Genomic DNA, 17,979 nt, shown 5'->3' with positions numbered 1-17,979 from the left:
TCGCACCCTGGGGGCCGCATATGATCGCCGCCGCCCACTGTGCTGCCGACCGGCCTGACCGGCAATACTCGAACGTGCGACCGAGTCGGCATACCCGTTCGGGCATGGAAACGGCCGGATCTTGCCAACCTGACGAGTGACCGATTGCGGCCTGCGGATTCATGATCCGCCGGGGTACCCTCAAGTGGAGGCGACCCCGCGCCGCGATGCCGGCTCCCGGCCCGCCGGGCACCCGGAAATTCCCGCCCCGTTTCTCCTGAACCCTAAGGAATGCCGGTGATAACCTTCCGGATTCTCGGGCCGCTGCGCATAGAAAGCGCCGGAAGAGACTGCTCCCCGTCCGCACCGAAACTGCGCCAGCTCCTGGCGCTCCTGCTCGTCCACGTCGGTGAGGTCGTCCATATTCATGACCTGGTCGACGAGCTGTGGGAGGAGGATCCGCCGAACACCGCCGTGGGCTCGGTCCGGACCTACGTCTACCAACTCCGGCGCCTGCTGGTCGCCGAAGGTCTCGACGGCGGGCGGCTGTCCAGTAAGCACTCCGGCTATGTCCTCCGCGTCGCGCCCGAGACCCTCGACCTCACCGCGGCCAGGCGGCTCGCGGCCGAGGGCCGGTCGGAGCTGGCCGCGGGCCGGCCCCAGCACACGGCACGCGTCCTGCGCGAGGCGCTGGCGCTGTGGCGGGGGCCGGCACTGACCGGTGTGCCGCATGGCCGATACCTGCGCGCGATCGCGGCCGAGCTCGACGAGCTGCGCAAACACACGTTGGAAGCGAGCATCCGGGCCGACCTCATGCTCGGTCGCCACCGCGACGTGATCGGCGAGCTCCGCCATCTTGTGGCGTCCGATCCGCTCGATGAGGGCGCCAACGCCCTCCTCATCGACGCGCTGAGCCGCTCCGGGCGGCGGCACGACGCGTTCCGGGTCTACGAAGACGTCCGCAAGGGCCTGCGCGATGAACTCGGGGTCGACCCCGGGCCCGAGCTTCAGCAGGTGCGCATGGCCGTGCTGACCAGGCAGCGGACCGATGTGGCGGCCGCGGGGGCCGGCAGCCGCCGCGGCGCCGACGCTCGGGCCGTCCCCGAGCCGCCTTGACCGCGGCTGGGCGCCTCCGCGGCCGGAGATCACCCGATGTGAGCGGAGGGTTGCGCCGGCTCGCCCGAACGCGCCTGCTGGTCGGCGCGCCACCATCGCTGTGCCGCGACCGCGACCAGGGCTCCGGCGGCCACCGTGGCCGCGGCCGTGCCGAACGCCAGCGGCGATCCGCCGTAGTCGACGACGAACCCCGCGACCGCCGTGCCCACGGCCAAACCGAAGGTGAGTGCGGCAAACAGCCAGCCCTGGGCTTCACCGCGGCGGTCGGGGGGAGCATGCGTGTCCACGAGCGCCTGGTGGACGATGTTGGTCGGCGACTGCCATACGCCCGCCACGGCCAGGATCGCGCAGAGTACCGCCCAGTGCGCGCCCCCGTTCAGCACGAGCATGACGGCCGCGAGCCCGGCGGCGAAGCCGGCCAGGGTCACGGGCAGGTGCACGCGTTCGGGTCGGCGCCACTTCCGGCTCCCGTACCAGAGACCGCCCACTGTGCTGCCGGCGGCCGCGCAGGCGAAGAACAGTCCCAGCAGGCTCTCGTTGCGGTAGATCTGCTCGGCTGCGGCCGTGATCGCCACGTTCATCTGCCCCCAGCCGACGGCAAGGCCCAGGCCCGCCAGCATGGTGAGCAGCACCCCCCGCGCGGCCAGGGGGGACCGGCCGCTTCGGCCGTCCGCACCGGCCGGCTTCTCGGGCCGCCAGGAGCGTGCCGCGAACGTGCGGCTGTAGGCCAGGCCGCCTACCGCCATGAGGCATGCCGTCACCAGCAGGGGAACCGCTGCGGGGGCGAAGAGGAGGACGCCGAGCAGCAGGGGCCCGCCGACGAAGATGGTCTCCACGGCGACCGCGTCCATCGCGTAGGCGGTCCGGCGCTCGGCCGTGTCGGCTACGACGGTCCGCCAGGCCACCCTCATGGCGGGCGCGATCGGCGGGAAACTCAGGCCCGCGCAGGCGGCCAGGACCAGCAGCACCGGATCGGACGCGCCGCCCACGGCCGCGGCGGCGATACCCGCCAGGAAGGCCGAGGACGCGGTCGAGGTGGCGCCGATGACCAGCGGCTGCCCCCACCGGTCCATCACGCGCCCCCACAGTGGCGGGGAGACCGCTGTGAACCAGGCGAAGGCGCCCGTGACGATGCCGGCGCTGGCGTAGGAGCCGCGCAGATCCTCGATGAGCACCACCATGCCCAGCGGCGCCATCGCCAGGGGAAGCCGGGCCACGACCGCGAAGACGAAAGGAAAGAACACCTTGCGCCGACGCAGCAGGCGGGCATATTGACTGATCATCCGCACCATCTCCAGTAGTTCGCAACGCCGCTGGACCCGCTTGCCGACCCTGCCGATAGCGCATGGATCGCGATGCGGGCGCGCCCGCATCCCGGCACCGGGCGCCCGCCCGATCCCTCCTCCGGCATGCGAAACGCGGCCCGATGAGCGCTCCGCCGGTCACGGAAACCGCTGCCGCGGCATGTTCGGGTTCAGGTCTTGGCCAGGCCCGAGGTCTCCACAAGCCGTTCGAAGCATTTGATCTTGACGTCCTCGTCCTGGGTGCCGTGCATGGACCCGGGCTGGTTCCGCAGGTCGCTGTGGCGCACGCGCAGCGGCCATGACTCCGGGTAGGCGATCCTCCTTCCGCCGGTCGTGCCGACGTGGCTGGCGAGGTTCTCCCACTGGTACTCGAAACCGGGGTGTCCGACGAAGGTCTCCGGGTGCCAGGCGCCGAGCCGGGCGGCCGGGCCCGCGAACCGCGCGGTGTCGTACATGATGAGCTGGTCCACCGCGCGGTTCACCGACCGGACCCCCGGCTCGATCTCCGAGCCGATGTCGACCAGGGGAGCGTCCCACTCGTCGTGGTCGTCCACCTTGCTGATCAGGGGCACCTCGGGGTGACGGGTGAAGATCCGCTCGACCGCGTCCAGGACGTCGAATTCATCCTCGGTCTTGAGCATGAACGTGTCGTCGGTGAAGGAGATCAGATAGGGCTTCGTCGTCGTGAAGTGGTGCCCGTGGAAGTTGTTGGACGGGGCCCCGTCGAACGCCAGCCGGGCGGTCCGCCGGAAGCGCAGTTCGTCCACGCCGAGATCGCGCAGTCGCGGCAGCAGATCGGCGACGGTGGTGTCGCTTGAGCGGTCCGCGACGAGCACGACCTCGAACTCATGGCGGGTCGGCCGGGTCAGCGTGCGGATCGCGAGCGGCAGGGTGCGCTCAAGCAGCCGGGAGGTGTTGTGGAAGGCGCAAGCCAGGGTGAAGAAGGCCATCGTTTCCCATCTCATCTCTGATCGGCGGGGCGAGGAGTACCGGCGAGCGCGGCCAGCGCCGCGCCGAGTTTGGCGCTGTCGTGGGTTTCGCCGTCGCCTCCGCCGAGATCGGTCATGACCACCTCGGTCGCCGCGTCCCCCAGCGGCAGGCGCGCGCCCTCGCTGAGGAGGGTCACGTCCGGCTCGACGCCGTGGGCGTGCAGCGCGTCGATGTGCGCGGCCACGTCGTAGCCCTCGGACTCCCGGGATTCCGCGCCGAGGTTGCACACGTAGACGGTCTGGGCGGGCGTGCTGCGCAGCGCATGCAGCAGGTCCTCCACCAGGACCGCCGCGAGGACCGAGGTGTAGATCGATCCGGGCCCCAGCACGACCTGGTCGGCCGCCGAGATCGCCGCGGCGAGGCCGTCAGGAGCCTTGACACCCTCGGGATCGAGCCGCACTCGGCGGATTCCCGCGGTCTTGGAGATCGCGTACTGGCCGACGATCTCCCGCCCGTCCGCGGTCGTGGCCCGCAGGCCGACCTGTTCGGCCGTCGCCGGCAGCACCCGCCGGAACGCGGGGTCCATGCCGAGCAGGCGGGCGGTCTCGTCGACGGCCGCCACGAAGTCGCCCGACGTCGCCGCGAGCCCGGCCACGATCAGGTTGCCCAGCGCGTGGCCTTCGAGGTCGGTCCCGGGGAACCGGTATTCGAACGCCTGCCCGAGCAGGTCGGGCGCCACCCCGGCGAGGGCGGTCAGGCATCTGCGCACGTCGCCCGGTGCGGGTAGGTCCATCGCCGTTCGCAGCCGGCCCGTCGAACCGCTGTCGTCGGCGGTGGCGACGACAGCGGTCACCCTTCCCGCATAGGAGCGCGCCGCCTGCAGCGTCACCGACAGCCCGCGCCCTCCCCCGATCGCCACTACCGACGGCCCCGAGGTCATTTCGCCACGTCCCGGTGGATGGGGGTGGCCCGCAGACCGCGTCCGCCGAGGTTGCGGGCGACCTGCTCGACCATCGCCACCGAGCGGTGCCGACCGCCCGTGCACCCCAGCGCGACGGTGAGGTAGGTCTTGCCCTCGCTTTCGTAGGCGGGAAGCAGAGTGGTGAGCATGTCGTCGAGACGGGTGAGGAACGCCGACGCGGCCCGCTTGCCCAGCACGTACTCGCTGACCGGCGCGTCGAGGCCGCTCATGGGCCGCAGCTCCTCGACCCAGTGCGGATTGGGCAGAAACCGGCAGTCGAACACCAGGTCGGCGTCCAGCGGCAGGCCGTGCTTGTAGCCGAAGGACATCAGGGTCACCTGCATCGAACGGCCGTCCTCGGAGACGGAGAACCGGGTGCTCAGGTGCCGGCGCAGCTCGTGGATGTTCACCTCGGAGGTGTCGAGGACCAGATCGGCCGCGGCGCGCAGGGGTGCGTAGAGCTCCCGCTCCCGCTCGATGGCGGCGATGGGGTGATGGCTGTCGCCGCCCTCGGCCAGCGGATGCCGGCGCCGGGTCTGGTCGTAGCGCCGTACCAGCACCTCGTTGGACGCCTCCAGGAACAGCAGGGTCACCTCGGCCGCCTGGGACCGCAGCCAGGCCAGCATCGGAAGCGTCTGGTCGCCGTAGGCGTCGGACCCGAGCGTGAGGACGCAGCGGCGGAGCGGCCGCTGCCCACGCGCCAGTTCGGCGACCTTGGGCACGAGCGCGATGGGCAGGTTGTCGATGGCGAACCAGCCCAGGTCCTCCAGATGGTCCGAGGCCAGACTGCGGCCCGCGCCGGACAGGCCGGCGATCACCAGGAACCGGGGCATGTCAGTGCTGGAGATCGTCGCTCACCGCTTCGGCCTCGAACCGGTCCCGCTGCCCGATCGGCCAGTCGGGCCCCCAGCTCAGCGGCGGGATGTGGGCGTTCACGAGCTCTCCGTCCTCGCGCAGCAGGGAGGACGGCGGGTGGCTCATGTGCAGCAGCCGGTCGTCGAAGGAGTCGAAGGGAGCGGAGAAGTCGAACCGGTAGGCGAAGTCGTTGTCCTCCCCGCCCCAGCCCTCGTAGCGCTCGTCCATGCCGCCGATGCGGTGGAACGTCTGGGCACGCACCCACAGGCAGCAGCCCGGGGGGCGGCGCAGCAGGAAACCGCGCAGGCGCTCGGAGGGGGCCTCCGCCTCGCCGGCGGCGATCCGGTCGCGGATCGCCTGGGAGGTCGCCTCCTCGTCGAGGCAGAACATGTCGCGGTAGGTCAGATGGCCGCCGGTGCCCGGCCGCTGGAAGCTGGCCGCGTTGCGGGCCACGAAGTCGCGGTCGGCCAGCGCGTCCGCGTCCAGGATGCAGACGACCTCGGTGGCCTCGCCGCTCTCCACGACACCGACGTTGACGGCCCAGGACTTGTTGAACATCCCCGCCTTCCGCGCGAACAGGTAGCGGTCGGCGTAGGGCTCGATCACCTCGCGCCGCCGGGGCGCATCGTCGGACTCCACCACGACGACCCGGTACTCGTCGCGCGGATAGGACTGGTCGCGCAGGGATTGCAGGCAGGCCAGCAGATTGCGCAGCCGCCACCCCTCCGCGCTGCGGTCGCGGAACGGGATCACGATGAGGACCGGCGGGGACGCGTCGGCGGGACAGGGATCGCCGACCGGCCTGCCGGTCAACTCCGCGACGGTCACCGGGGCCTGTCCGCGCGTGTGCGCGGAGCCGATGTGGTAGCCGATGCGCGAGTTGGACTCCGCCTCCCAGGCGAGGCCGAACAGCTCGCGGGCCGTCGGCGACTCCGGGGCGAGCTTCACCAGGGCGTCGGTGAACCGGGTGTAGCGGTCGAAGTCGCCGGGATCGTCGAGCAGGGCGGTGCCCAGCGAGCCGATCAGCGGATCGTCGCCGGTGCGCACCGCGTCCACCACGGCCGTGGTCCAGGGCCGCGCCATCTCCCAGTAGAACAGGCCGGAGCGCCGGGCCGCCGGATCGGTGGCGACCACCATGCTGTCGGCGACCGCCGCGGCCAGAACCCGGGGATCGGAAGGGCGAAGGGGCATCAGGCTTCCCTCTCTCCAGATGGGTGGATCGGCGAGATCAGGACCGGTATTCGGCGGCGAACCTCCGCTCGGCCTCCAGGCTCGCCGGGTGCTGCAAGAGCTCTTCGAGTACGGCGCGGGGCGCGGTGACCGCGTCGGCGCCGTCGGTGAACGCCTGGAGTATCTGGGCCGTGCTCTTCACCGACGCGGCGACGATGGGCGTCGCCTTGCGGCGCACCTCCGCCAGTGCTCGCAGCAGCCGGGAATCGGTGTGCGGATCGCGAAGCGCGCGGTCCAGGTAGGGGATGACCGCCGAGCAGCCGATCGACTCGGCCGCGATCATCGCAAGCGGGGACTGCGCGGCCGTCAGCGCCACACGCGCGCCCCGGCTCGCCAGCGTGGCGGCCAGTGCCGCGCCGCTCGCCGTGGCGGGGAGTTTCAGGATCACCCGCTGCCGATCCAGCGCCCAGGCGGACTCGGCTTCCTCGGCCGCATCCCCGTACGCTCCGGTCGGCTGATAGTAGAGCTCGCCGAAACCCGCCGTTGCGAGGATCTTCTCGGCGTGGCCGAGCGGATCCCCGGTTTCCCGTCTCAGCAGCGTCGGGTTGGTGGTGATCCCGCGCACGAAACCCGCACCGCTCGCCCAGGCGGCATCGTCCAGCGCCGCCGAATCCAGCAGGATCCGCCCCATCAGACCGCCGCCTCGGCGATCTGCTCGAACCCCTGGGTCAGCCAGATTCCACGCCAGACCTCGGGGTCGGAGGGCAGGACGAGTTCGACCAGACTGGGCCCCGCCGCTTCGCCCGCCTTCTTCATCGCCCCGGCCAGCCGCACGAGGGCGGCGTCGACGTCCTCGGCCGGTCCGCCGATGGGCACCGCTACCCGCTCCGCGGGGATGCCCATCGAGGCGGCGACCCCGTGGTAGGAGAAGCCGTCGACGTTGTCGAGATAGGAGCGTCGGCCGGGCTGTGCGCCGAAGGACGCGTCGGCCTGCTTGTTGAGCGACACCGACGCGCCGTTGTTGCACACGACGAAGAGGACCCTGGCCTGCTCCTGCAGCGCCGCGACCAGGCCCTGGAAGGAGTTGGTGAACGCCTGGTCCCCGAGCGTGCACATCACGCGGATGCCGTGGCCGGCGAGGGCCGCGCCAACGGCATAGGCCAGGCCGCCGCCGACGAACCCGCCGTGGCCTCCGAAGACCCTCAGTTCCGCGGGAAGGCGGTCGTAATGCTCGGCCAGCAGGCCGCCGAACATCTGGCTGTCATCGACCAGCACCGGGCGGGGCCAGTTGCCGAGCACCTCGGCGAGCACCTCGGCGACGCCCCTTCGCCCGCGCGCGATCTCGGGGGAGGCCGGCTCGGGCGTTTCCCAGGCCGCCGCTCGGATCTCCTCGATCGGCGCCCATACGGCCCGCGGAGGGCCGGTTTCCGCCCCCAGCGCCTCGGCCAGTCCGCGCAGGGCGAGTGCCGGGTCTCCGATGACGAGGGGGTCGTCCGACCCGAGGTACTCGTTTTTCCGCACCTTTTCGGGATCGGTGTTGATCGCGATTTTCCGGCAGTCCGGAAGCCGGCCCGCGACCCGCTGATAGCAGTTGCGGTCCTCCACTGTGATCAGCAGGTCGCATGCGGCGAGCAGGTCCGCGTGCGTGGCGCTGAACCGGTTCATCCAGCCGCCGAAGTTGGCGACGCGGGTCGGCTGGAGCCGCTCGAACAGCATCGGTCCGCGCCGGTAGCGGAGCTGGAGCACCGGCGCGCCGATGGTCCGGCTGAGGCCGTCGAGGGCCGCCTGTACGCCGTCGTACCTGAGGGCGTAGTCGTCGATCAGCACAAGCGGGCGCTCGGCCGCACGTAGCGCCCGCACCGCCGCGTCCAGGGCCGCGCCGTCGGCGCCGGCACGCCGGGGCGGCCCGGGCACGGGCGCCTCCAGCAGCGCCTGCAGCGGTATCCACCGCTGCTCGGCCACGTCTTGGGGAAGGCCGAACAGCGCGGGGCCGTGGGGCGGTTCGGCCGTTGCGGCCAGTCCGTGCCGGAACCGCTCGACGAAGCGCCGTCCCGCCTGCGCCCTCTGCGCGGACGCGGTCGGGACGGCCGGGGACTCCCATGTCCAGTTCGCTAAGGCCGCCATGCCCTGGAGGAGGCCCTTCTCGCCGTGCGGCGGCAGGAAGCGCGCAGACCCCGACGAGGGGAGGCCGACGACGAACATGGTCCCCGATTCGTTGCGCCGGGCATCGGCCAGGGCGCCGGCGGCGTTGGTGAGGCCGCGGGCACCGTGCAGCACGGCCGCACCCCTGTTCGGCCGCAGCAGCGACGCCCCCGCTGCGAAGAACGCCGACTCCTTGTCGCCTCTGCCGTTGACCAGGCGGACCGCGGCGGTGCGCTCGACCGCGTCGCAGAGCGCCAGCTCGGAGGTGCCGGCGTAGGCGAAGACGCTGTGCACGCCGGCGGCGGCCAGCATGACCGCGACCGCCTCGGCGCCGGAGAGCCGGATGCCCCCGACCGGCAGGTCGCCGACGACGGCGCGGGAGATCTCCGCGGAGCGCTCCTCCGCCGCGCCGCGCTCCCGGCACAGCCCGTGCAGGATCCGCTCGGCGCGGACCCGGCCGCCGCTCAGCAGCTGAGCACAGCGGAGAGCGTCCACCCGGCCGTCGCCGCCGCGGAAGAGACCGGCGAGGGACGGGACGTCCACAGGCTGACCGCGCAATGCACTCCGCAGATCACCGACGAACGCCTCGCCGTCCGCAAGATCGCGTTTCCTGGTCTCCGGATGGTCCATAGCGGTGATACTGGGGCACCGCCATCAAAAACCCATCAATTTCCCATCATGCGCGCGTCCACGAAGCCGTTTGGACGAGCATCGCCGCGGACGAAGATGAAACCGTTCCGCGGACTTGTCGCATTCTATGCCCAATGCGAAGCGAGACGATTCCGCCACCGGGGACGGGCGGATTCGGCCCGTGACCGCACTCGGGACGGTCCCGAGCGCGTCGGTCGAGGCGGGCCGAGCGCGCGCAGCCGACCCCGGAGCCGCGGGGATGCCCGCGGCCGGCACCGACGCGGAGCGAGGCGTACCACCCGTCCCGACCGCGCTCGCGCCTCAGGGATCCGGTACACGGCCGGCCGGGATCGCCAATCCGCCCCGCCCGGACCGGTCCCGGGCGGGGCGAGACGGATACCGCTGCCGCCCCGCGCCGGAGTCGTCAGGCGCCGACGTAGGCGGCGAGGTGTTCGCCGGTGAGAGTGGAGCGGGCGGCGACGAGGTCGGCGGGCGTGCCTTCGAAGACGATGCGGCCGCCGTCGTGGCCGGCCCCGGGGCCGAGGTCGATGATCCAGTCGGCGTGGGCCATGACCGCCTGGTGGTGCTCGATGACGATGACCGACTTGCCGGAGTCGACAAGCCGGTCGAGCAGGGCGAGCAGCTGCTCGACGTCGGCGAGGTGCAGGCCGCTGGTGGGCTCGTCGAGGACGTAGACGCCGCCCTTCTCGCCCATGTGGGTGGCCAGCTTGAGCCGCTGCCGCTCGCCGCCCGACAGGGTCGTCAGCGGCTGGCCGAGGCTGAGGTAGCCCAGCCCGACGTCGGCGAGCCGGTCCAGGATCCGGTGCGCGGCCGGGGTGCGCGCATCGCCGGCGCCGAAGAACTCCTCGGCCTCGGCGACCGGCATCGCCAGCACCTCGCTGATGTCGCGCCCGCCGAGCTTGTATTCGAGCACCTCGGCCTGGAACCGCTTGCCCTCGCACTCTTCGCAGGTGGCGGCCATGCCGGCCATCATCCCCAGGTCGGTGTAGACGACCCCGGCGCCGTTGCAGTTGGGGCAGGCGCCCTCGGAGTTGGCGCTGAACAGGGCCGGTTTCACGCCGTTGGCCTTGGCGAACGCCTTGCGGATCGGATCGAGCAGCCCGGTGTAGGTCGCGGGGTTGCTCCGCCGCGAGCCGCGGATCGGGGCCTGGTCCACCGAGACCACACCCGCTCCGGCGGGGATCGACCCCTGCACCAGCGAGCTCTTGCCCGAGCCGGCCACGCCGGTGACAACGCAGAGCACGCCCAGCGGAATGTCGACGTCGACGTTTTGCAGGTTGTGCGCGTCGGCGCCGCGGATCTCCAGCGCGCCTTCGGGCGTGCGCAGCTTCTCCTTGAGCCTGGCCCGGTCGTCGATGTGGCGGCCGGTGAGAGTGCCGCTGGTGCGCAGCCCCTCGACGGTGCCCTCGAAGCAGAGGCTGCCGCCTTCCGTGCCGGCGCCGGGACCGAGGTCGACGACGTGGTCGGCGATCTCGATCGTCTCCGGCTCGTGCTCGACGACCAGCACCGTGTTCCCCTTGTCGCGCAGCCGCAGCAGCAGGTCGTTCATCCGCTGGATGTCGTGGGGGTGCAGGCCGGTGGTGGGCTCGTCGAAGACGTAGGTGACGTCGGTGAGCGAGGAGCCGAGGTGGCGGATCATCTTGGTGCGCTGCGCCTCGCCGCCCGACAGGGTGCCCGCGGGACGGTCGAGCGAGAGGTAGCCCAGCCCGATCTCCACGAAGGATTCGAGGGTGTGCTGGAGCTTGTCGAGCAGCGGCGCCACCGACGGCTCGTCCAGGCCGCGAATCCATTCGGCCAGGTCGCTGATCTGCATCGCGCACGCGTCGGCGATGTTGACCCCGTGGATGCGCGACGACCGGGCGGCCTCGCTGAGCCGGGTGCCGCCGCAGTCGGGGCATTCGGTGAACACGACCGCGCGGTCCACGAACGCCCGGATGTGCGACTGCATCGCCTCGCGGTCCTTGGACAGCATCGACTTCTGGATCTTGGGGATCAGCCCCTCGTAGGTGAGGTTGATGCCCTCGACCTTGATCTTGGTCGGCTCCTTGTAGAGCAGGTCGTGCAGCTCGCGCTCGGTGTACTCGCGGATCGGCTTGTCGGGGTCGAAGAAGCCGCAGCCGCGGAAGATGCGCCCGTACCAGCCGTCCATGGTGTAGCCGGGGATCGTCAGCGCGCCCTCGTTGAGCGAGAGGCTGTCGTCGTACAGCGCGGTCAGGTCGAAGTCGGAGACCGAGCCCCGGCCCTCGCAGCGTTCGCACATCCCGCCCGTGCGGGTGAAGGTCTGCTTCACGGCCTTGCCGGACCCGACGGTGATCGCGCCGCTGGCCCGGATCGACGCGACGTTGAAGGAGAACGCGTTGGGCGGGCCGATGTAGGGCTGCCCGACCCGGCTGAACAGCACGCGCAGCATCGCGTTGGCGTCGGTGGCGGTACCGACCGTGGAGCGGACGTCGGCCCCCATCCGCTCCTGGTCGACGATGATCGCGGTCGTCAGCCCGTCGAGCACGTCGACCTCGGGACGCGCCATCGTCGGCATGAGGCCCTGCACGAAAGCGCTGTAGGTCTCGTTGATGAGGCGCTGGGACTCCGCGGCGATCGTGCTGAACACCAGTGAGCTCTTCCCCGAACCGGATACACCGGTGAACACCGTCAGCCGGCGCTTGGGGATCTCGACGCTGAGGTCCTTGAGGTTGTTCTCGCGCGCGCCGTGCACGCGGATCATGTCGTGGCTGTCGGCGGCGTGCAGTGCGGGGGCCTGCGCGTCCGTCCTCGTGGCCGTGCTCATCGCTTCTCCGTCTCTTGGGCGGGGCCGCATTCGCGGTCGTCGTCGGACGTCGCCCGGCTCGATCCCGCGGCGCCGCGCGCGGGCTCCGCTGCGGCGCCGCCTATGCAGGTCATGGTGTTGCGGCCGGGCGGCTCAGCGCTTCTCCTGGATGCGGAGCAGGTTGCCCGCGGGGTCGCGGAAGGCGCAGTCGCGAACGCCGTAGGGCTGGTCGGTGGGCTCCTGGACGACCTCGGCGCCGCCCTCCGCCAGCCGCTCGAAGGCGGCGTCGACGTCGGAGGTGGCCAGGTTGACGCCGGCGTAGGTGCCCTTGGCCATCATCTCGGTGATGGTGCGGCGCTCGTCGTCGGTGATGCCGCAGCCCTCGACGGCCGGCGGCTCCAGGACGATGGACGTTTCAGGCTGGTCGGCGGGGCCGACCGTGATCCAGCGCATCCCGCCGTATCCGACGTCGTTTCGCACCTCGAAGCCGAGGACGTCGCGGTAGAAGGCCAGGGAGGCGTCGGGGTCGCTGTGCGGCAGAAAACTGCTGTGAATGGTCATGTCCATGGAGGTCACGCTATTTCGGCACGGCGATCGGCGCTTCTCGATTCCTGACCGGTCTGGTGACCTGCTTGGCGACGCAGGAGGGCATGCCCGCCGTAGCGCGCACGGCTTGGCGCCGGTAGACGCTGGGCGGCACGCCGACCAACTCGGTGAAGCGGGTGCTGAACGTGCCCAGCGAGGAGCAGCCCACCTCGAAGCAGACCTCGGTGACGCTGAGGTCGCCGCGGCGCAGCAGCGCCATCGCGCGCTCGATGCGCCGCGTCATCAGGTATCCGTAGGGCGACTCGCCGTAAGCGCGCCGGAACTGGCGGCTGAGGTGCCCGGCCGACATGTTCACGCCCCGCGCGAGCGCCTCGACGTCCAGCGGCTGGGCGTATTCGCGGTCGATCCGGTCGCGGACGCGGCGCAGCAGCGCGAGGTCGCGCAAGTGCTGATCTGCTGCGGAGCTGCTGGTCACCTGCCTATCGTGCCACGTGCCGCCGACGTTTCCCAGTGCTGAAGCGGACCTGCCGAGTGTCCGCTTTCGGTCCGTCCCCCGGCCGCGGAGCCGGATCCGGCGACGTGCGGTCGCGCCGCCGGCGCAGAGCCCGGCGGGCCGCGCGCCGGCCGGCCCGCGACGTCCGCGGGACGCGGGTGCCGACCGGACGCGGGCGCCCGCCGCACAGGTCTCCCCGTTGGAGGGCGGGCGCCCGCACCACTCGGACCGCTCCCCACTCGTCGGGATCGGAAACGCACCGCGCGCCTTGGCGGGCGTGCGGGCCGGCGCCCACGGGTAGCCCCCGGACAGGACCTGTTGCCCCCGACAGGGAAGGGGTGTACCCCGATGCGGAAGCCGGGCTTCCTCTGGCCCGCTGCGCTCGCGCTGCTGCTGGCCTCGTGCGGCGGAGGGGGCGAACCCGCGTCACCGAAAGGCACGGGAACCGTCGAGACACCGCGCTCCCCGACCCCGGACACCGCGACCCAGACGTCCTCGGCGCCGGCGGACGGCTCCGCCCACGACGACGGCAGCGGGGGTGGCGGCGGAGATGGTGAGGGCAGCGACGGCGACGGCCGGGCCGCGTGCGAGGCGACCGAGAGCTGGACGCTGCGGCCCGATACGCGCGAAGGCCGCTCCGGCGGCCCCGTCGTCGACGTCCGCGCCGGCCGCCACGACTGCTTCGACCGCGTCGTCATCGACATCGGCGGCGCGGCCCGGACCGGGTTCGACGTGGAATACCAGCCCGAAGTGCAGGCGCAGGGATCGGGCAGGCCCGTACCGCACGCGGGCGGCGCCGTCCTGGAGGTGGTCGTGCACGCGCCTGCGCGAGGCACCCCCGGCGGCGGCGTCGGCAAGGAACCGCTGGCGCAGGGCCAGGAGGCGCTGGTGCCCAGCAGCAGGGTCGCCGACTGGCCCGCCCTGCGCTCCGTGCGCTACGGCGGCTCGTTCGAAGCCGTGACCACCTTCGCGGTCGGCGTGCGCGAGAAGCTGCCCTTCCGCGCCCTCTCGCAGCTCGACGAGGACAGCGGCACCCGCGAGGTGATCGTCGACATCGCCCACAGCGCCGGCTGAGATCGGCGGTGCGGGCCGGCGCCGAATGCTAGGGCTTCGGCCGCTTCGCCGGCAGGCCGCGCCTGGCGGCGTGGCGGCGGAGCACGGCGAACAGCGGCGCGGCGTCGGGGATATCGAGTCCGGACAGCACGAGGGTCCGGCCCTCGCGCGTCCACAGCTTGACGTCGCCGGCCCCGCTGCTGCCCGGCGTGTGCTTCAGGGCGACCAAGTCGGCGAACCGCACCGCCCGCGAGCGCCGTCCCGTCCGCAGGACGAAACCGCGCTCGAACAGGTACACGCCCGTGCGCCCGCGCAGGACCGCGGCCGCCCACAGCGCCGCCGGCAGCACCGGCAGCAGCAGGGCCGCCCGCGCCAGGCGGGGCACGTCCGAGGCGGTGGGGAAAACCGAGTCGGCGGCCACGAGCACCGCCGCGGCCGCCGCGCCCGTGGCGAGCACGTAGACGGCGGCGCGCCGGTGGTCGACGTCGCCGTGGGTGTGGACGCTGACGAGGGCGCCCAGCCCGTGGTCGCGGGCGCTGCGGGCGGTGTCCTTCGACACGTCCGGGCCGGATCCGGTGCCGGGCGGCGCGGCCGGCCCGGGCGGCTCGCCGGAGGCGGCGAGCGGCCCCGAAGGGGTGGAGACGGGGTCGCAGAAGAGCTTGTGCACTGGGGGATCCAATCCGTCGCTGCCGCCGGGGGCTCGCGCGCACACGGTGCAGCGGACGTCCGGGCGACAGGCCGTCACCATAACAACGCCTCCGCCGCAGGTCACCCCTGTTTCCGCCCCGCATCTCGGCCCCGTTTCCCCGCGGCCGGAAGACCGCCGGGCACCGGCTCCTAGACTGGCCCGCGGCGGCGGGCGCCGCGGCGGGCGCGGCGCCCGGGTCGATCGGGGGAGAAGGTAGTGGCGGCAGGACCAGATGCGCCTCGGGGCGCGCCCGGACGCGCCGAGCTGCGGGCCGACTGCTCGGCCTGCGTCGGGCTGTGCTGCGCGGCCCTGCCGTTCTCGGCCTCGGCCGACTTCCCGGTGGACAAGGCGGCCGGGCAGCCCTGCACCCATCTGCGCGAGGACTACGGCTGCGGCATCCACGCCCGGCTGCGCGAGCACGGTTACCGCGGCTGCACGGTCTTCGACTGCTTCGGCGCCGGCCAGCAGGTCTCGCAGGCCACCTTCCGCGGGCGCTCGTGGCGCGACGACCCCGGCACCGCCCGCGCCGTGTTCGACGCCTTCGCGGTGCTGCGGCAGCTGCACGAGCTGCTGTGGTACCTGGACGAAGCCCGCTCGCTGCCCACCTCCGCGCCCCTCGACTCCGATCTGCGGCAGGTGCAGGAGGAGACCGCGCAGCTGACGCGCGCCGGCGCCGGCGAGTTGCGCGCGGCCGAACCCGACCGGCTGCGGGAGCGGGCCAGACCGCTGCTGCGCCGCGCGAGCGCACTCGCCCGGGAACAGGCACCCGGCCCCGGCCGCGACCTCGCGGGCGCCGACCTGCTCGGGGCGGACCTGCGCGGTGCCGATCTGCGCGGTGCGGAGCTGCGCGGTGCCCTGCTCATCGCCGCCGATCTGCGCGGCGCCGACCTGCGCCGGGCGGATGTGATCGGGGCCGACCTGCGCGACGCCCGCATCGGCGGAGCCGACCTCGGCAGCGCCCTGTTCCTCACCGGCCCCCAGGCGGCCGCCGCCCGAGGGGACGCCGCCACCCGCCTGCCTCCGGCACTGGAGCGCCCCGACCACTGGTAGGCCGCGGCCGGAGCCGGCACCGCTGGGCTCAGGGCTTGCGGGCGACCGCACCGAACCCGTCGACCTCGGGCGGCTCGCCGAAGGCGCCGGGCTCGGGCCGCCACCGGGTGACCGAGACGAGGCCGGGCTCGACCGGTTCCAGCCCTTCGAAGAAGCCGGCGATCTCCTCGGGGCTGCGCTGGATGTAGGGGTTGGGCGCGGTCTCGTTGTAGCGGCGTTGGCCTGGCTGAAGACGTTGGTGCCGTCGTTGATCGTCAGGTGGCTGCCGGAGGGCAGCGCGGCCACCAGGCGGCGCACGATCGAGCGGGCTTCGTCGTAGTCGGGGATGTGGCCGAGGACGCCCATCAGCATCAGGGCGACGGGGCGGGAGAGGTCCAGGGTCGCGGCGGCCTCGTGCAGGATCCGCTCGGGCTCGCGCAGATCGGCGTCGATGTAGGCGGTGGCGCCCTCGGGCGTGCTGGTCAGCAGGGCACGGGCGTGCAGCAGCACCAGCGGGTCGTTGTCGACGTAGACGATGCGGGCCTCGGGCGCGACCGCCTGGGCGACCTCGTGGGTGTTGTCGGCGGTGGGCAGCCCGGTGCCGACGTCGAGGAACTGGCGCATCCCGGCCTCGCCCGCCAGGTAGCGGACCGTGCGGGTGAGGAACGCGCGCGAGGCGCGCGCCCCCTGCGCCATGCCGGGGAACACCTCGAGGAACCGGTCGCCGGCCTCGCGATCGACCGCGTAGTTGTCCTTTCCTCCCAGCCAGTAGTTCCACACCCGGGCCGAATGCGGCACCGAGGTGTCCAGTCCCGCCCCGGCGGCGGTGCCGCCCGCAGCCGGAGGCGCGGAGTCGTCGTGGGCCACGGTCCCTCCTCGATCGTGCCTTGCGGCACCGCACCGGATGCCGCACGCCCATCATGGCGGCTTGCGGCGCGATCCGCACCGGCCGGTCCCGAGGCTGTGGACGGCCGGGCCGCGGCCCGGCCGCGCGGCCCCGGATTTCCCGGACGCCATCTGCGATGACGCCGACACTGGTGGTTCAACGGATATGCGCCGCGGCGGCGATTGCGGATAGTTACCACATGCCCGCGGACAGCACCGGCCGCCGGCACCGGCATCCCCTATAGGCCGCGGACGCGCCCCGGCGGACCCACCCCCTACCCCCGAACCCGCCCGCAGGCGCTCCGCCCGACACCCCCGGCAACTCACGGCGGGTCCCGGCCCGGCCCGATCGCGGCCGCCCGGCGCCCCGCCACGAGGCAAAGGACATTCCCCATGCTCGATTCGCACGCCACCGCCGAACCCCCCGCGGCGACCGCCGCGCCGGACGCCGCCCCCGCGGCCCGCGGCCCCCTGCGGACCGCCGGCCGCATCGCCGCCGCCCTCACCCTGGCCGTCAGCGGTGTCGGCGCCCTCGGCGCGCCCGCCCACGCCGACCAGATCGGGCCCGATCCCACGGAGGAGGGCCTTGAGGCGTCCAGCGGTCCGTTCGACACCGACGAGGAGAGCGTCTCCTCGCTGGTGAGCGGATTCGGCGGCGGCACCATCCACTACCCCGAGGACGACAGCCACGTCTACGGCGGCGTCGTCGTCGCCCCGGGATACACCGCCAGCTCCACCTCCTACTCGTGGCTGGGCCCGCGCCTGGCCTCCCACGGCTTCGTCGTCTTCCTCATCGACACCAACACCCGCTACGACCAGCCGAGCAGCCGGGGGGAGCAGATCGGCGCCGCCATGGACTACCTGGCCGAGCGCAGCGACGTCGCCGACATCGTCGACGGCGACAAGATGGCCGCCATGGGCCACTCGATGGGCGGCGGCGGCGCGCTGGAGATCGCCGAGGACCGGCCCGAGATCAAGGCGGCCATCCCGCTGACCCCGTGGAACCTCGACAAGACCTGGGGCGGCGTGCGGGTGCCGACCATGATCATCGGCGCCGAGAACGACTCCGTCGCCTCGGTGAGCTCGCACTCCATCCCGTTCTACGAGAGCCTGCCCAGCTCGCCCGGCAAGGCCTACCTGGAGCTGGAGGGGGCGAGCCACTTCGCGCCGAACATCTCCAACACGACCATCGCCAAGTACAGCATCTCCTGGCTGAAGCTGTATGTGGACGGGGACGAGCGCTACCGCCAGTTCCTGTGCCCGCCGCCCAGCACCGGCTGGTTCTCCGACATCTCCGACTACCGCGAGACCAACTGCTAGGACTCCGTCCCGCCACTCGCTGACGGCCGGGTACCGCGCCCGCCCCGCTATCCGGTGACGACCGGGGCGGGCACCGGGGGACGACCGGGCCCG

The 17,979-nt window shown here is 72.6% G+C and carries 15 protein-coding genes and 1 pseudogene; 4 read left to right on the top strand and 12 right to left on the bottom strand.

Going from position 1 to position 17,979, the window contains the following annotated elements:
• Nucleotides 1-276: 276 nt before the first annotated feature.
• A complete protein-coding gene (locus tag FZ103_RS09700; protein WP_186356073.1) occupies nt 277-1,095 on the top strand; it encodes an AfsR/SARP family transcriptional regulator in 819 nt (272 codons plus the stop codon).
• Between the two features lie 29 nt (nt 1,096-1,124).
• Here the strand turns inward: FZ103_RS09700 and FZ103_RS09695 are convergent, their stop codons facing one another.
• The 10 genes from FZ103_RS09695 to FZ103_RS09650 all read right to left on the bottom strand — a co-directional run bounded on the left by FZ103_RS09695 (nt 1,125) and on the right by FZ103_RS09650 (nt 12,893).
• On the bottom strand, nt 1,125-2,378 hold the full coding sequence (locus FZ103_RS09695) for an MFS transporter (RefSeq protein WP_186356072.1): 1,254 nt from the start codon (nt 2,376-2,378) through the stop codon (nt 1,125-1,127).
• Nucleotides 2,379-2,569: 191 nt separating this feature from the next.
• Entirely contained in the window at nt 2,570-3,349 is a 780-nt protein-coding gene (locus FZ103_RS09690; RefSeq protein WP_156000355.1) for a hypothetical protein, read from the bottom strand.
• A gap of 11 nt (nt 3,350-3,360) precedes the next feature.
• A complete protein-coding gene (gene yvcK / locus FZ103_RS09685; protein ID WP_156000354.1) occupies nt 3,361-4,269 on the bottom strand; it encodes a gluconeogenesis factor YvcK family protein in 909 nt (302 codons plus the stop codon).
• Nucleotides 4,266-5,123 carry an RNase adapter RapZ gene (gene rapZ, locus FZ103_RS09680; protein ID WP_156000352.1) on the bottom strand — a complete coding sequence of 286 codons (858 nt, stop codon included), beginning with the start codon at nt 5,121-5,123 and terminating at the stop codon, nt 4,266-4,268. The genes yvcK and rapZ overlap by 4 nt, the downstream gene beginning before the upstream one ends.
• Nucleotide 5,124: 1 nt before the next feature.
• A complete protein-coding gene (locus FZ103_RS09675) occupies nt 5,125-6,336 on the bottom strand; it encodes a glycosyltransferase family 2 protein (RefSeq protein ID WP_222936625.1) in 1,212 nt (403 codons plus the stop codon).
• Nucleotides 6,337-6,373: 37 nt separating this feature from the next.
• Nucleotides 6,374-7,006: a transaldolase family protein gene (locus FZ103_RS09670; protein WP_156000348.1), complete on the bottom strand. Its 633-nt coding sequence runs from the start codon at nt 7,004-7,006 to the stop codon at nt 6,374-6,376.
• Nucleotides 7,006-9,087: a thiamine pyrophosphate-binding protein gene (locus FZ103_RS09665; RefSeq protein WP_156000347.1), complete on the bottom strand. Its 2,082-nt coding sequence runs from the start codon at nt 9,085-9,087 to the stop codon at nt 7,006-7,008. Before FZ103_RS09665 ends, FZ103_RS09670 begins: the two co-directional genes overlap by 1 nt.
• Before the next feature lie 424 nt (nt 9,088-9,511).
• A complete protein-coding gene (locus tag FZ103_RS09660) occupies nt 9,512-11,893 on the bottom strand; it encodes an excinuclease ABC subunit UvrA (RefSeq protein ID WP_156000346.1) in 2,382 nt (793 codons plus the stop codon).
• 132 nt (nt 11,894-12,025) lie between these two features.
• Nucleotides 12,026-12,439 (bottom strand): VOC family protein, encoded by a 414-nt coding sequence (locus tag FZ103_RS09655; RefSeq protein WP_156000345.1) that lies wholly within the window; start codon nt 12,437-12,439, stop codon nt 12,026-12,028.
• A 10-nt stretch (nt 12,440-12,449) separates the two neighbouring features.
• On the bottom strand, nt 12,450-12,893 hold the full coding sequence (locus FZ103_RS09650) for a helix-turn-helix transcriptional regulator (protein ID WP_186356071.1): 444 nt from the start codon (nt 12,891-12,893) through the stop codon (nt 12,450-12,452).
• Between the two features lie 366 nt (nt 12,894-13,259).
• Between FZ103_RS09650 and FZ103_RS09645 the strand changes: the two genes are divergently transcribed.
• Complete coding sequence (locus FZ103_RS09645; protein ID WP_156000342.1) at nt 13,260-13,985, top strand: hypothetical protein; 726 nt, start codon at nt 13,260-13,262, stop codon at nt 13,983-13,985.
• A gap of 28 nt (nt 13,986-14,013) precedes the next feature.
• Here FZ103_RS09645 and FZ103_RS09640 read toward each other — a convergent pair whose 3' ends face one another.
• Nucleotides 14,014-14,631 carry a hypothetical protein gene (locus tag FZ103_RS09640; protein WP_156000340.1) on the bottom strand — a complete coding sequence of 206 codons (618 nt, stop codon included), beginning with the start codon at nt 14,629-14,631 and terminating at the stop codon, nt 14,014-14,016.
• Between the two features lie 237 nt (nt 14,632-14,868).
• Here FZ103_RS09640 and FZ103_RS09635 point away from each other — a divergent pair, with 237 nt between their 5' ends.
• A complete protein-coding gene (locus FZ103_RS09635) occupies nt 14,869-15,702 on the top strand; it encodes a pentapeptide repeat-containing protein (RefSeq protein ID WP_186356070.1) in 834 nt (277 codons plus the stop codon).
• A gap of 28 nt (nt 15,703-15,730) precedes the next feature.
• Here FZ103_RS09635 and FZ103_RS09630 read toward each other — a convergent pair.
• A pseudogene (locus tag FZ103_RS09630) lies at nt 15,731-16,461 on the bottom strand (SAM-dependent methyltransferase).
• 498 nt (nt 16,462-16,959) lie between these two features.
• Between FZ103_RS09630 and FZ103_RS09625 the strand changes: the two are divergent.
• Nucleotides 16,960-17,886 carry a serine aminopeptidase domain-containing protein gene (locus FZ103_RS09625; RefSeq protein WP_156000338.1) on the top strand — a complete coding sequence of 309 codons (927 nt, stop codon included), beginning with the start codon at nt 16,960-16,962 and terminating at the stop codon, nt 17,884-17,886.
• Nucleotides 17,887-17,979: the final 93 nt, after the last annotated feature.

The organism is Streptomonospora sp. PA3 (assembly GCF_009728995.1).
Taxonomy (GTDB): domain Bacteria; phylum Actinomycetota; class Actinomycetes; order Streptosporangiales; family Streptosporangiaceae; genus Streptomonospora.
This window is presented reverse-complemented; position numbering and strand designations above follow the sequence as displayed.